13 protein-coding genes are annotated in these 13,643 nt (G+C 69.1%); all 13 read right to left on the reverse strand.

Annotated features, from left to right (window positions below; translation table 11 throughout):
- Nucleotides 1-117: 117 nt before the first annotated feature.
- Nucleotides 118-567, reverse strand: coding sequence for a hypothetical protein (locus AB6807_RS18115; RefSeq protein ID WP_116908472.1), 450 nt, complete (start codon nucleotides 565-567; stop codon nucleotides 118-120).
- 107 nt (nucleotides 568-674) lie between these two features.
- Nucleotides 675-1,235 (reverse strand): isoprenylcysteine carboxylmethyltransferase family protein, encoded by a 561-nt coding sequence (locus AB6807_RS18120; RefSeq protein ID WP_371085615.1) that lies wholly within the window; start codon nucleotides 1,233-1,235, stop codon nucleotides 675-677.
- A 40-nt stretch (nucleotides 1,236-1,275) separates the two neighbouring features.
- Nucleotides 1,276-3,336, reverse strand: a complete 2,061-nt coding sequence (paaZ, locus tag AB6807_RS18125; RefSeq protein ID WP_371085616.1) for a phenylacetic acid degradation bifunctional protein PaaZ — start codon at nucleotides 3,334-3,336, stop codon at nucleotides 1,276-1,278.
- A 157-nt stretch (nucleotides 3,337-3,493) separates the two neighbouring features.
- A complete protein-coding gene (locus tag AB6807_RS18130) occupies nucleotides 3,494-4,225 on the reverse strand; it encodes an ABC transporter ATP-binding protein (RefSeq protein WP_116908468.1) in 732 nt (243 codons plus the stop codon).
- Nucleotides 4,222-6,123: an ATP-binding cassette domain-containing protein gene (locus AB6807_RS18135; protein WP_371085617.1), complete on the reverse strand. Its 1,902-nt coding sequence runs from the start codon at nucleotides 6,121-6,123 to the stop codon at nucleotides 4,222-4,224. Before AB6807_RS18135 ends, AB6807_RS18130 begins: the two co-directional genes overlap by 4 nt.
- Nucleotides 6,120-7,148 (reverse strand): branched-chain amino acid ABC transporter permease, encoded by a 1,029-nt coding sequence (locus AB6807_RS18140; protein WP_116908466.1) that lies wholly within the window; start codon nucleotides 7,146-7,148, stop codon nucleotides 6,120-6,122. The genes AB6807_RS18135 and AB6807_RS18140 overlap by 4 nt, the downstream gene beginning before the upstream one ends.
- A gap of 200 nt (nucleotides 7,149-7,348) precedes the next feature.
- The gene (locus AB6807_RS18145; protein ID WP_116908465.1) at nucleotides 7,349-8,494 is read right to left on the reverse strand and encodes an ABC transporter substrate-binding protein; all 1,146 of its coding nucleotides are present in this window, start codon (nucleotides 8,492-8,494) and stop codon (nucleotides 7,349-7,351) included.
- Nucleotides 8,495-8,541: 47 nt separating this feature from the next.
- Nucleotides 8,542-9,636: a 1,2-phenylacetyl-CoA epoxidase subunit PaaE gene (paaE, locus tag AB6807_RS18150; protein WP_371085618.1), complete on the reverse strand. Its 1,095-nt coding sequence runs from the start codon at nucleotides 9,634-9,636 to the stop codon at nucleotides 8,542-8,544.
- Nucleotides 9,637-9,653: 17 nt separating this feature from the next.
- Complete coding sequence (gene paaD / locus AB6807_RS18155; protein WP_116908576.1) at nucleotides 9,654-10,172, reverse strand: 1,2-phenylacetyl-CoA epoxidase subunit PaaD; 519 nt, start codon at nucleotides 10,170-10,172, stop codon at nucleotides 9,654-9,656.
- Between the two features lie 11 nt (nucleotides 10,173-10,183).
- Entirely contained in the window at nucleotides 10,184-10,963 is a 780-nt protein-coding gene (paaC, locus tag AB6807_RS18160) for a 1,2-phenylacetyl-CoA epoxidase subunit PaaC (protein ID WP_116908463.1), read from the reverse strand.
- Between the two features lie 21 nt (nucleotides 10,964-10,984).
- On the reverse strand, nucleotides 10,985-11,281 hold the full coding sequence (paaB, locus tag AB6807_RS18165) for a 1,2-phenylacetyl-CoA epoxidase subunit PaaB (RefSeq protein ID WP_116908462.1): 297 nt from the start codon (nucleotides 11,279-11,281) through the stop codon (nucleotides 10,985-10,987).
- Nucleotides 11,278-12,288 (reverse strand): 1,2-phenylacetyl-CoA epoxidase subunit PaaA, encoded by a 1,011-nt coding sequence (paaA, locus tag AB6807_RS18170; protein ID WP_116908461.1) that lies wholly within the window; start codon nucleotides 12,286-12,288, stop codon nucleotides 11,278-11,280. Before paaA ends, paaB begins: the two co-directional genes overlap by 4 nt.
- A gap of 36 nt (nucleotides 12,289-12,324) precedes the next feature.
- Nucleotides 12,325-13,635 (reverse strand): phenylacetate--CoA ligase PaaK, encoded by a 1,311-nt coding sequence (gene paaK, locus AB6807_RS18175; RefSeq protein ID WP_371085619.1) that lies wholly within the window; start codon nucleotides 13,633-13,635, stop codon nucleotides 12,325-12,327.
- Nucleotides 13,636-13,643: the final 8 nt, after the last annotated feature.

The following is a 13,643-nucleotide window of genomic DNA, read 5'->3' on the forward strand; positions in this document are numbered from 1 at the left end:
AGCCGTCACGCCGCCGTCACACAGCCTGCGCGATACGGTGCAGACAGGGGCGGCAACGCGCAGGTTGGCGCGGCAGGCGCAGGCGCTGTCGACGCACGGCGGCGTCGAAATCGCTTCTCAGGCGGCCGAAGGTGGGGCCGCGGTGGGCGGCAGGCGCCGCCAGGGCGCCGAGGGGGGCGGTGCGCCGCCGAGGAACGGCACCCGCTCGGGCGCCTCGCGCACGATCGGCACCGCAAGCCGCGCCACCGCCAGCACCAACGGCAGCATCGCCAGCACCATGGCCAGCAGCCCGCCGAGGGCGAAGTCGAAGGCGTCGGGGTGGTCGATGCTCGCGGGTGCCTGCGCGAACACGGTGGTCTCGTGGTCGGCCGGATGGTCGGCGCGGTCGTCGGCCTCGAACTGCACGGTGTCGCTCAGGCTGCGCACGCGCAGCATGGGCTCGTCTTCCAGGCCGTCGCAGCGAAAGTGCACCGCGATGAAGGGCTGCAGAAGAATCAGCAGCATGCCCAGCACGCACCACAGGGTGTGGTGGCTGGCGGCGAACCGTCGAACGCGTGCGAGGAGCATGCGCGGATGCTAGGAGCATCGACTGAACGCAACCTGATCGGCCGGGTCAGCATCCCGCAAGGTTGCGTGCAAGGCGCGTGCTACGCGTGCGGCACGCGCCGCGCTTGCTAGAGCACGAAAGGAATGAAGCGCCGCGTGCCGCGCATGTACGCGCGGTAGTCGTCGCCGAAGTGCGCGATGCACTCCTGCTCGTCGCGCAGCGCCGTCAAAAAGAGCAGCACCGTGGCCGCCAGCACCAGCGCCAGCGTGAGCCAGGTGAACTGCTTCAGGAAGGCGCCCCACGCCAGCAGCAGCAACGCCGTGTACATGGGGTGGCGAATGTAGCGGAAGGCGCCGGTCTTCACGATCGACGAGGTCTTCTCGAAGCCGTAGAGCGCGGGGTCGTCGTTGCGCGCCTCGGTGGGCTTGCCCACGGCCTTCAGCAGGCGCACCGCGTGGATGGGCAGCCAGATCGACAGCACGAAGAACACCGAGGAGACGATCTGCTTCGGCGAGAACGGGTCGTCGTGCCACGTGGGCAGGTTCAGCACGATCAGCACCAGCATGCACTCCCACGCGAAAAAGCGGTAGAAGCCGTGCGAGCCGGGCTGGCTCAGCGGGCCGCGCGACACATACAGCAGCGCGGCCGTGCCGGCGACGAACAGGAAGAGCTGGAACCAGAAGAGCATGGCGGCCGAATTTACACGGCCTTGCCAGCCCTGCGGCCCATCAGGCGCTCGGCGCGTCGGGTTTCTTCGACACCAGCGTCAGGATGTCGTAGCTGGCGACCAGCTCGCCGTCCTGGTTGGTCACTTCCACGTCCCAGGCCACCACGCCCTGGCCCTGGCCGCTGGCGTCCTTCTTGTTGCGGTCGATCTTGCGCTTGCAGGTCAGGCGCGCGCGAATGGTGTCGCCGATGCCCACCGGCTTGGTGAAGCGCAGCGTGTCCAGCCCGTAGTTGGCCAGCACCGGGCCCGGCGCCGGCGACACGAACAGCCCCGCGGCGGCCGACAGCACGAAGTAGCCGTGCGCGATGCGCTTGCCGAAGGGCGACGCCTTCGCGGCGATCTCGTCGAAGTGCATGTAGAAGTAGTCGCCCGACAGCCCGCCGAAGGCGACGATGTCGGCCTCGCCCACGGTGCGGCGGTGCGTGAGCAGCGAATCGCCCACGCGCAGGTCTTCGAAGTAGCGGCGGAAGGGGTGCACCTCGCTCTCGCGCACGGCCGCGCCGCGCACGTGCTCGCCGGTCACGGCGGCCAGCATGGTGGGCGAGCCCTGCACCGCGGCGCGCTGCAGGTAGTGCTTCACCGCGCGCAGGCCGCCCAGCTCTTCGCCGCCGCCCGCGCGGCCGGGGCCGCCGTGCTTCAGCTGCGGCAGCGGCGAGCCGTGGCCGGTCGATTCGGCCGCTGCCTCGCGGTCGAGCACCAGCAGGCGGCCGTGCCACGCGGCGGCCACCGGAATGGCCTTGGCCGCGATGGCGGGGTCGCGCGTGACCAGCGTGCCCACGAGGCTGCCGCGGCCGCGGGCGGCGAGCGCCAGCGCTTCGTCGATACCGTCGTAGGGCATCAAGGTGCTGACGGGCCCGAAGGCCTCCACGTCGTGCGCCGCGTCGTGTTCGAGCGGCTTGCGGCTCAGCAGCAGCGTGGGCGCGAAGAACGCGCCTTCGGCCACGCCGTCGCCCACGGGCGAGAAGCCGTCGCGCTCGCCGTACACCAGCTCGGCCCCCTGCAGCAGGGTGGCGACACGCTCGGCCACGTCGGCCTGCTGGTCGCGCGAGGCCAGGGCGCCCATGCGCACGTCTTCGCGCGACGGGTCGCCGGTGACGATCTTGGCCAGCCGCGCGCGCAGCCGCTCGGCCACCGCGTCCAGGTGCTGGCGCGGCACGATCGCGCGGCGAATGGCGGTGCACTTCTGGCCGGCCTTGATGGTCATCTCGCGCGCCACTTCCTTCACGAAGAGGTCGAACTCCTCGTCGTCGGGCGTGACGTCGGGCGCCAGGATGGCGCAGTTCAGCGAGTCGGCCTCGGCGTTGAACGGAATCGACTGGCGCACCAGGTTCGGGTTCACGCGCAGCCGGGCGGCGGTGTCGGCCGAGCCGGTGAAGGTGACCACGTCGGGTCCTTCGAGCCGGTCGAGCAGGTCGCCCGTGCTGCCGATGACCAGCTGCAGGCTGCCCGCGGGCAGGATGTTCGATTGCACGATGAGCCGCACCAGCGCCTCGGTGAGGTAGCTGGTGGCCGTGGCCGGCTTGCCGATGCAGGGCATGCCCGCGAGGAAGCTGGGCGCGAACTTCTCGAGCAGGCCCCACACCGGAAAGTTGAACGCGTCGATGTGCACCGCCACGCCGCCGCGCGGCACCAGGATGTGCGTGCCCGCGAAGCCGCCCTTCTTGCCGAGCGCAAAGGCCGGGCCTTCGTGCACCAGGTTGCCCGAGGGCAGCTCGTTGGTGCCGATGCCTGCGTAGGCGCTCAGCGTGCCCGCGCCGCCTTCGATGTCGATCCAGCTGTCGGCGCGCGTGGCGCCGGTGTGGGCCGAGATGGCGTAGAGCGTTTCCTTGTTCGCGGCCAGGTACTTGGCCAGCGCCTTCAGGCGCTCGGCGCGCTGCTGGAAGTCGAGCGCCATGAGCGCCGGAATGCCGGTGCGGCGCGCGTACTGCAGCGCCTCGGCGAAGTCGATGGCCTCGGCGTGCGTGCTGGCCACGGGCTGACCGTTGACGGCGCTGCGCAGCTGCTGGGCCGCCTGCTGGCCGATCCAGCGGCCGGCGATGTAGCTTTGGAGGGTGGTGGTCATGGTGCGTGTGTCCTTTGACGGTGTGTTGCCTTGCTCCTTCCCCCTCTGGGGGAAGGCGGGGATGGGGGCAAGCGGCACTGGTTCGGCGCAGTGCGTTGTCGGGCGCCGCGTGCCCCCACCCCAACCCTCCCCCGGAAGGGGAGGGAGAAAAACCGGGTCACTCTTTCTTGCCGATGCCCAGGTACGTATCGATGATCCGCTGGTCGTGCAGCAGGTCGCGTGCCTTGCCTTCGAGCGCCACGGCGCCCATTTCGAGCACGTAGGCGCGGTCGGCCACCTGCAGCGCGGCGCGCGCGTTCTGCTCCACCAGCAGCACCGACACGCCGTGCGTGCGCAGTTGCGACACCACGCGCAGCACTTCGCGCACCACCAGCGGCGCCAGGCCCAGCGAGGGTTCGTCGAGCATCAGCAGGCGCGGGCGCGCCATCAGCGCGCGGCCGATGGCCAGCATCTGGCGCTCGCCGCCCGAGAGCGTGGAGGCCATCTGCGGGCGGCGTTCCTTCAGTCGCGGAAAGATCTCGAAGATCTCGTCCATGCGCGCGCGCTGGTCGCGCTTGCCCTTGCGCCACTGGTAGAAGCCGCCGAGCAGCAGGTTGTCTTCGACCGACATCTCGCCGAACAGCTCGCGCCGCTCGGGCACCAGGGCCACGCCGCGCGCCACCATGGTTTCCACGCCGGGGCGCGCGATGCGCTCGCCGTTCAGCGAGAGCTGGCCGGTGGAAGGCAGCAGGCCCATGGCCGCGCACAGCAGCGTGGTCTTGCCCGCGCCGTTGGGGCCGATGACGGTGACGATCTCGCCTTCGTTCACCTGCAGACGCACGCTGTGCACCGCTTCGACGGTGCGGTAGGCGACGCAGAACGCGTCGAGTTGAAGCAGGGGGTGGCTCATCGTGCGTCTTCCAGCAGTTCGTCGTCGGCGCCGCCCAGGTAGGCCTCGAGCACGCGCGGGTTGGCCTGCACTTCGGCCGGCGTGCCGGTGGCGATGACGGTGCCGAACTCGAGCACCGTGATGCGGTCGGCCAGGTTCATCACGAACTCCATGTCGTGCTCCACCACCAGGATGCCCAGGCCTTCGGCGCGCAGCTGGCTCAGCAGCACCGAGAGGGCGCGTTTTTCAAGATGGCGCAGGCCGGCGGCGGGTTCGTCCAGCAGCAGCACCGAAGGCTGGCCGGCCAGCGCGCGGGCGATCTCGACCACGCGTTGCTGCCCCAGCGAGAGCGACGCGGCGGGCGTGTCGGCATGCGCGCCCAGGCCGCAGCGTTCGATCTGCTTGCGGGCCTCGGCCATCAGCGCGGCTTCTTCCGGGCGGTCGAGCCGCAGGGCGGCAGCGAGCCAGCCGCGCCTGGCGCGCAGGTGGGCGCCGAGCGCCACGTTCTCGAGCACGCTGCGCTGCCCCAGCAGGCGCACGTGCTGGAAGGTGCGGCCCAGGCCGCGCGCGGCGAAGGCACGCGAGGGCTTGCCCGACATGGCCTCGCCCACCAGGCGCACTTCGCCCGAGCTCGGGTCGTCCACGCCGGAGATCATGTTGAAGAAGGTGCTCTTGCCGGCGCCGTTCGGGCCGATGAGGGCGTGGATCTCCCCGGCCTTCAGCGTCATGGAGATTTCGTTGTTCGCCACCAGGCCGCCGAAGCGCTTGCTCACGGTGTCGGCCTGCAGCAGCAGCGTGCCGGTGGCGGGCAGCGTGCGCTGCGCCAGCTGTGCCTGTGTAGACACCACGGGCCCGGCGCCCGCCGGCTTGGGCACGGCGCGCACCCAGCGGCTCGCCAGCCGCGCCACCGTGGGCCACAGGCCGTCGGAGAAGCGCTGCAGCACGAACAGCATCAGCAGGCCGAACACGATCACCTCGAAGTTGCCGCTGGTGCCCAGCAGCGCGGGCAGCAGGTCTTGCAGCTTCTCTTTCAGCAGCGTGATCAGCGTGGCGCCCAGCACCGCGCCCCACAGGTGGCCCGCGCCGCCGACCACCGCCATGAACAAGAGCTCGATGCCGATGTTCAGGTTGAAGGGCGTCGGGTTCACGAAGCGCTGCATGTGCGCGTACAGCCAGCCCGACACCGCCGCCAGCAGCGCGGCCAGCACGAAGAGCTTGATGCGGTGGCGCGCCGTGTCGACACCCATCGACTCGGCCATGAGCCGCCCGCCCTTGAGCGCGCGGATGGCGCGGCCTTCGCGCGAGTCGAGCAGGTTGTGCAGCGCCCACAGCGCCAGCAGCAGCACCGCCCAGATCACCACGCCCAGCATGCGCGGCGTGGCCAGTGACACGCCCGCGATGACCAGCGGCGGCACGCCGGTGATGCCGGTCTGCCCGCCCAGGAACTCCATGTTGCCCAGCAGGTAGTACAGGCTCAGGCCCCAGGCGATGGTGCACAGCGGCAGGTAGTGGCCCTGCAGCTTGAGCGTGACCGCGCCCAGCATCCAGGCCAGCGCGAAGGTGAAGACCAGGCCCAGCAGCAGGCCGGCCCATGGCAGCAGCGCGGGGCTCGCCGCCGCGCCCAGCCAGCCCGCGGCCACGGGCGAGGTGCAGATCCACGCGGTGGCATACGCGCCCATGCCGACGAAGGCGGCCTGGCCGAAGGAGGTCATGCCGCCCACGCCGGTCAGCATGACGAGGCCGGCGGCCACCAGCGCGTACAGGCCGATGTTGGCGAGCACCGACACGGTGAATTCGGGCAGGAAGCCCCAGGCCAGCGCCAGCAGCACCACGCATGCCAGCGTGAGCTGGCGCGGCGTGACCAGCGGCTTGCCTTCGGGCGGGGTGTTCACGGCAACGGGGTTCGAAGACGCGCTCATTCCTCGTCCTCCACATGATGGCTGTTGAGCGAACGCCACCACAGCACGGGAATGATCAGGGTGAAGACCAGCACCTCCTTGAAGGGGCTGGCCCAGAAAGAGGCGAAGGCCTCGAGCTGGCCGACCAGCAGCGCGCCGGCCAATGCCAGCGGGTAGCTGGCGAGGCCGCCGACGATGGCCGCCACGAAGCCCTTCAGGCCGATGAGAAAGCCGGTGTCGTAATACACCGTGGTGATGGGCGCGATCAGCAGTCCCGAGATGGCGCCGATGAGCGCCGCCAGTGCAAAGCTCAGGTCGCCCGACAGCTCCGTCGGAATGCCCGAGAGCCGCGCGCCCACGCGGTTGATGGCAGTGGCGCGCAGCGCCTTGCCGACCATGGAGCGCCCGAAGAACAGGAACATGGCAATCACCAGCAGCAGCGTGACGCCCACCACCACCAGCGACTGCCCGCTGACCGGGATGCCGCCGATGTCGAAGCGCGCGTCCGAAAACGCCGCGGTGCGCGAACCTTCGGCACCGAAGAACAGCAGGCCCAGGCCGACCAGCACGCCGTGCAGCGCGACCGAGACGATGAGCAGCATCAGCACGTTGGCATCCGCCAGCGGCCGGTAGGCCAGGCGATAGAGCAGCGGGCCCAGCGGCATGATGAGAACGAGCGTGGTCAGCGTCTGCCCCGTCATGGACGTGGGCTTGAGCAGCAGCACCAGCGCGGCGGCCGCCGCCGGCAGCACCACGCACCATGCGAGCGCGGAGGCCCAGTCGACCACTGCGCCGCGCTTCCAGCGCCAGAACTCCACCACCAGCACCGCCGCGGCCAGCGCCAGCAGCAGCCACAGCGTGGCCGGCACGCGGCCGGTCTGCAGCATGGCCATGGACAGTGCGCCGAAGGCGACGAACTCGCCCTGCGGGATGAAGATCACGCGCGTGACCGAAAACACCAGCACCAGTGCCAGCGCCATCAGTCCGTAGACCGCGCCGTTCACGATGCCGTCCTGCCCCAGCAACAGGGCAATCTGCGAATCCATATAAAACCTTCGGGCTCGGCCCTTGTAGCGAGTCAGTGGGAGCTGCAGGCGCAATCAACCGGTGTTGCTGCCTGGCTCCTTCCCTTTCTGGGGGAAGGTTGGAATGGGGGCACGCGCGGCCTTCAGGGCTGCGCGGCATCGAATGCCGTCGGCCCCCACCCCGGCCCTCCCCCAGCGGGGGAGGGAGAGAGGACGGGAACTCAGGGCTGGTATTTCCAGGCGCCGTTCTCGATCTTCACCATCACGCGGGCGCGCTGGTCCAGGCCCAGGTGGTCGGCCGCGGTCATGTTGAACACGCCGTGCGCGCCGGCCACGTCCTTGGTCTGCTCGAGCGCGTCGCGCAGCGCGGCGCGGAACTCGGGCGTGCCCGGCTGTGCCTTCTTCAGCGCGACCGGCACGGCCGCGGTCATCAGCAGGCCGGCGTCCCAGGCGTGGCCGCCGAAGGTCGAGGTCGAGCCCTTGCCGTAGGCCGCTTCATAGGCCGCCACGTAGGCGAGCGCGGACTTCTTCACCGGGTTGGCGGCGGGCAGCTGGTCGGCCACCAGCACGGGGCCGGCTGGCAGGAAGGTGCCTTCCACGTCCTTGCCGCCCACGCGCAGGAAGTCGGCGTTGGCCACGCCGTGGGTCTGGTACATCTTGCCGGTGAAGCCGCGTTCCTTCAGCGTCTTCTGCGGCAGCGCGGCGGGCGTGCCCGAGCCGGCGACCAGCACCGCGTCGGGCTTGGCGGACATGATCTTCAGTGCCTGGCCCGTCACCGAGGTGTCGGTGCGCGCATAGCGCTCGTTGGCCACGATCTTGATCTTCTTCAGCTCGGCGGCCTTGGCGAATTCCTGCGACCAGCCTTCGCCGTAGGCGTCGGAGAAGCCGATGAAGGCCACGGTCTTCACGCCGTTGCCGGCCATGTGCTCGGCGATGGCCAGCGACATCATGATGTCGTTCTGCGGCGTCTTGAACACCCACTTCTTCTTGGCGTCCATCGGCTCGATGATGCGGGCCGACGCGGCCACCGAGATCATGGGCGTCTGCGCTTCGCTGGCCACGTCGATCATGGCGAGCGAGGCCGGCGTGGTGGTCGAGCCCAGGATCACGTCGACCTTGTTTTCCGCGATGAGCTTGCGCGTGTTGTTCACGGCCGCGGTGGTGTCCGACGCGTCGTCGAGCACGATGTAGTTGATCTTCTGCCCGCCGATCGTCTTGGGCATCAGCGAGATGGTGTTCTTCTCGGGGATGCCCAGCGAAGCTGCCGGGCCGGTGGCCGAGATGGTCACGCCGACGTTGACGTCGGCCCAGGCCGACAGGGCCGTGGCGCACAGGGCGGCAATCAGCAGGGGCTTGAAGAATTTCATGGTTGGTTTGTCTCCGGGTTGAAATGAAGGTTGAGGCCTGAAGTATCTCAGCGCTCGTCGAACGACAGCGTGACGCGTTCAGTGATCGGATGTGCCTGGCAGGTCAGTACGAAACCCGCGGCCACCTCATTCTTGTCGAGCGCGAAGTTTCTTTCCATGCGGACTTCCCCGTCAACGCACTTGGCGCGGCAGGTGCCGCACACGCCCGAGGTGCACGAGAAAGGCACCTCGAGCCCGGCCGCCGAGGCCGCGTCGAGGATGCTGGGCTGGCCTTCGGTGAAAGTGATTTCGCGCTGCAGTCCGTCGCGCACGATGGTGATGCGCGCCTGCTTGGCGTCGCCGGGCAAGGCTTCGTGCACCACGGCGCCGACCTGGGTCGCCGAGGTTGCCGAAGGCAGCGCCACGCCGAAGCGCTCGATGTGAATGCGTTCCTCGGGCACGCCCGCTGCGAGCAGCGCGGCCTCGGCCTCGTCGTTCATCTGGAACGGGCCGCACACGTACACGTGGTCGATCTGCGCGGCCGGCACCACGCTGCGCAGGAACTCGCCGATCTTCTCGCGGTTCATCACGCCGAAGCCCAGCGGCGAGTCGGTGTGCTCGTCGGAGAACACGTGCTGCAGCACCAGGCGCGTCATGTAGCGGTTCTTCAGGTCCTCGATTTCTTCCTTGAACATCGTGGACTGCAGCTGGCGGTTGCCGTAGATCAGCGTGAAGCGGCTTTGCGGCTCGCGCGCCAGCACGGTCTTCATGATCGACAGGATGGGCGTGATGCCGCTGCCGCCGGCAATGCCGACATGGTGGCGCGCGGCCTGCGCCTCGATGGGCACGAAGAAGCGGCCCTGCGGCGCCATCACCTGCACCTCGTCGCCGGGTTGCAGGTGCGCGTTGATCCAGTTGGAGAACACGCCGCCGCGCACCTTGCGCACGCCCACGCGCAGCTCGCCGTCGTCGATGCCGGCGCAGATGGAATACGAGCGGCGCAGGTCCTGCCCGTCGATGTCCTTGCGCAGCGTGAGGTACTGGCCCTGCGTGAAGCCGAAGACCTGCTGCAGCTCGCCGGGCACGTCGAAGGAGACGATGACGGCCTCGGCCGTGTCGGGCTCTACGGCCTTCACGCGCAGGGGATGGAAAAGGGTGCTCATCGTGGACATCGTGAAACTCAGATCGGCTTGAAGTGTTCGAAAGGCTCGCGGCAGGCCATGCAGCGGTACAGCGCCTTGCAGGCCGTGGAGCCGAAGGCCGACAGTCGCTCGGTGCGCTCGCTGGCGCAGCGCGGGCAGGCGATGCGCTCGCCGGCGATGCGCCCGAACAGCTTGATCGGCATGGGCGTGCCGGCGGCGGCCTCGGGCGTCAGGTGGGCCGGCGGCGCGATGCCGTAGGCCTTGAGCTTGGCGCGGCCCGCCTCGCTGATCCAGTCGCTCGACCACGCGGGTGCGCGGCGCAGCGTGGCGCGCGCGCGGCCCAGGCCGGCCTGCTCGATGGCGGCCAGCACGTCGTGCTCGATGGCCTCGGTCGCGGGGCAGCCCGAGTAGGTGGGCGTGAGCACGACCTCGAGGCCGTCGTCGTGCTCGATCACCTCGCGCACGATGCCCAGGTCGCACACCGACACGGCCGGCACCTCGGGGTCGAGCACCGTGTGCAGCACCGCCCATGCGGCATCGACGCGCGACGCGGTCATGGTGTGGTCGTTCACCACACGCCTCCGGGGAAGCTGCGCTGCAGGTGCTGCATCTCGGCCAATATGAAGCCCATGTGCTCGCTGTGCACGCCTTGCTTGCCGGTGCTGCGGAAGGCGGCTTCCTTGGGCGCGGCGAGGCCGGCCGCGTCGAGCACCTGCTGCATTTCGGCGAGCCACGGCGCGCGCAGTTCGCTCCAGGCCGGGCCCAGGCCGCTGGCGCTGGCTTCGGTTTCCACCGCGTCGCTCTCGAACAGCTCGGGCATGTAGAGCCACAGCTGCTTCAGTGCCTTTTCGGTGCGGCGGCGCGACTCTTCGGTGCCGTCGCCCAGTCGCACCACCCAGTCGGCGGAGTGCTGCTGGTGGTAGCGCGCTTCCTTCACGGCCTTGCCGGCAATGGCGGCCACTTCGGCGTCGCTCGACGTGGCCAGGCGCTGCCACAGCAGCTTGAGCAGGGTGGACACCATGGTGTTGCGCACCACGGCGAAGGCGAAGTCGCCGCGCGGCAGCTCGGCGATGGTGAGGTTGAAGTAGTCGCGCTCGTTGCGCAGGTAGGCGAGCTGGTCTTCGTCGTGTTCCCGGCCCGCGCCTTCGAGCTTGCCCGCGTGCGTGAGCAGCGCGCGCGCCTGGCCCACGAGGTCCAGCGCGATGTTGGCCATGGCGATGTCTTCTTCGAGCACGGGCGCATGGCCGCACCATTCACCCAGGCGCTGCGCGAGCACGAGGCAGGTGTCGCCGATGCGCAGCAGGTACTGCACGGCGGGCGTGCGGTTCAGTTCGATCGATGCTTGCATGATGTTCCCGTCAACGGCCGCTCACATGTGGTCCACGGACTTGGGCAGCGCGTAGAAGGTCGGGTGGCGGTAGACCTTGTCTTCGGCCGGGTCGAAGTACATGTCCTTCTCGCCCGGGTCGCTGGCCACGATCTGCTCGGAGCGCACCACCCAGATGCTGCTGCCTTCCTGGCGGCGCGTGTACACGTCGCGCGCCATCTGGATCGCCATCTTCGAATCGGCCGCGTGCAGGCTGCCGCAGTGCTTGTGGTCCAGGCCGGCCTTGCTGCGCACGAACACTTCCCACAGGGGCCATTCTTGTTTTGCTTCGGTGCTCATGCTGCTTCCTTCATCGGTTGTTTGTTGGCGTGGGCCATGGCGGCTTCGCGCACCCAGGCGCCGTCGTCCCAGGCATCGACGCGGGCCTGCAGGCGCTCGCGGTTGCAGGGGCCGTCGCCGCCGATCACGCGCCAGAACTCGCTCCAGTCGATGGTGCCGAAGTCGTGCGCCTGGCGCTCTTCGTTCCACTTCAGGTCGGGGTCGGGCAGCGTCACGCCCAGGATGGCGGCCTGCTCGACGGTGGCGTCGATGAACTTCTGGCGCAGCTCGTCGTTGCTGAAGCGCTTGATGCCCCAGCGCATCGACTGCGCGCTGTTGGGCGACTGGTCGTCCGGCGGGCCGAACATCATGATCGAGGGCCACCACCAGCGGTTGACCGCGTCCTGCACCATCGCCTTCTGCGCCTCGGTGCCCTGCTTCATCATCGTCAGCAGCGCTTCATAGCCCTGGCGCTGGTGAAAGCTTTCCTCGCGGCAGATGCGGATCATGGCGCGCGCGTAGGGGGCGTACGAGCAGCGGCAGATCGGCACCTGGTTCATGATGGCCGCGCCATCGACCAGCCAGCCGATGGTGCCCATGTCGGCCCAGGTGAGCGTGGGGTAGTTGAAGATCGAGCTGTACTTGGCCTTGCCGGTGTGCAGCGCGTCGAACATCTGGTCGCGCGAGGTGCCCAAGGTTTCGGCGGCGGCGTACAGGTAGAGGCCGTGGCCGCCTTCGTCCTGCACCTTGGCCAGCAGGATGGCCTTGCGCTTGAGCGTGGGCGCGCGGCTGATCCAGTTGCCCTCGGGCAGCATGCCCACGATTTCGGAGTGCGCGTGCTGGCTGATCTGGCGCACCAGCGTCTTGCGGTAGTGCTCGGGCATCCAGTCTTTCGCCTCGATGAAGTCGCCCGCGTCGATGTGCGCGTCGAAGCGCTGCTCGAGCTGCATTTCCTCGGCCGAACGCACGGCTTTCTGCTTGCCGTCGCCTGCGTCCTTGCCCATGGTGTCCATGGCCTGGGTGTACATGTGCGTGTCCTTTGGGTGAGTGTTGGGGGGGCGCGTTCAGCGCGGGCGCGTGTCGATCACGCGGCGCGCCTTGCCGGTCTGGGTGCGTTCCATCTCGTTGGGCGCGTGCACCACCACGCGCGTGGAGATGCCGATGAGCGTTTTCACGCGGTGCTGCACCCATTCGCCGATGGCCGCGCGGTCGGCCGCGGCGGCGTCGGCCGCATTGAGCTCGCAGTGCACCTCGACCTGGTCGAGCTTGTCCGCGCGGCTCACGTGCACCTGGTACAGGCCCGAGAGCGCCTGGTGCGCGAGCACGATCTCTTCGACCTGCGTGGGGAACACGTTGACGCCGCGGATGATCATCATGTCGTCGCTGCGCCCGACGATCTTGCCCATGCGGCGGAACGCGCGCGAGGTGGGCGGCAAGAGGCGCGTGAGGTCGCGCGTGCGGTAGCGCACGATGGGCATGGCCTCCTTGCTCAGCGAGGTGAAGACGAGCTCCCCCTCTTCGCCGTCGGCCTTCAGCTCGCCCGTCTCGGGGTCGATGATCTCGGGGTAGAAGTGGTCTTCCCAGATGACGGGGCCGTCCTTGCTCTCCACGCATTCGCTGGCCACGCCCGGGCCCATCACTTCGGAGAGGCCGTAGATGTCGACCGCGTCCAGCCCGGCCTTGGCCTCGATGTCGCGGCGCATGGCCTCGGTCCAGGGCTCGGCGCCGAAGATGCCGACCTGCAGCGAGCTGTCCTTGGCGTCCAGGCCCTGGCGCTCGAACTGCTCGATGATCACCTGCATGTAGCTGGGCGTGACCATGATGATGTTCGGCTTGAAGTCCTGGATGAGCTGCACCTGCTTCTCGGTCTGCCCGCCCGACATCGGGATGACGGTGCAGCCCGCGCGCTCGGCGCCGTAGTGCGCGCCCAGGCCGCCGGTGAACAGGCCGTAGCCGTAAGACACATGGATCATGTCGCCCGGCCGCCCGCCCGCCGCGCGGATGGAGCGCGCCACCAGGTCGGCCCAGGTGTCGATGTCCTTCAGCGTGTAGCCGACCACGGTCGGCTTGCCGGTGGTGCCCGAGGAGGCGTGGATGCGCGCGACCTTCTCGCGCGGCACGGCGAACATGCCGAAGGGGTAGTTGTCGCGCAGGTCGCTCTTCACCGTGAACGGGAACTTCGACAGGTCGGCCAGCGACTTCAGGTCGCCGGGTTGCACGCCCTTGGCATCGAAGGCCTTGCGGTAGTGGGGCACGTTGTCGTAGGCGTTCTGCAGCGTGGCGCGCAGGCGCGTGAGCTGCAGCGCGGCGATCTCGTCGCGGCTGGCGGTTTCGATGGGGTCGAGGTCGCCGGGGGCGGGGCGTTTCACGGTCATGGGCTTTG

Origin of the sequence: Variovorax sp. RCC_210, assembly GCF_041355175.1 — a bacterium.
Lineage (GTDB): Bacteria > Pseudomonadota > Gammaproteobacteria > Burkholderiales > Burkholderiaceae_C > Variovorax.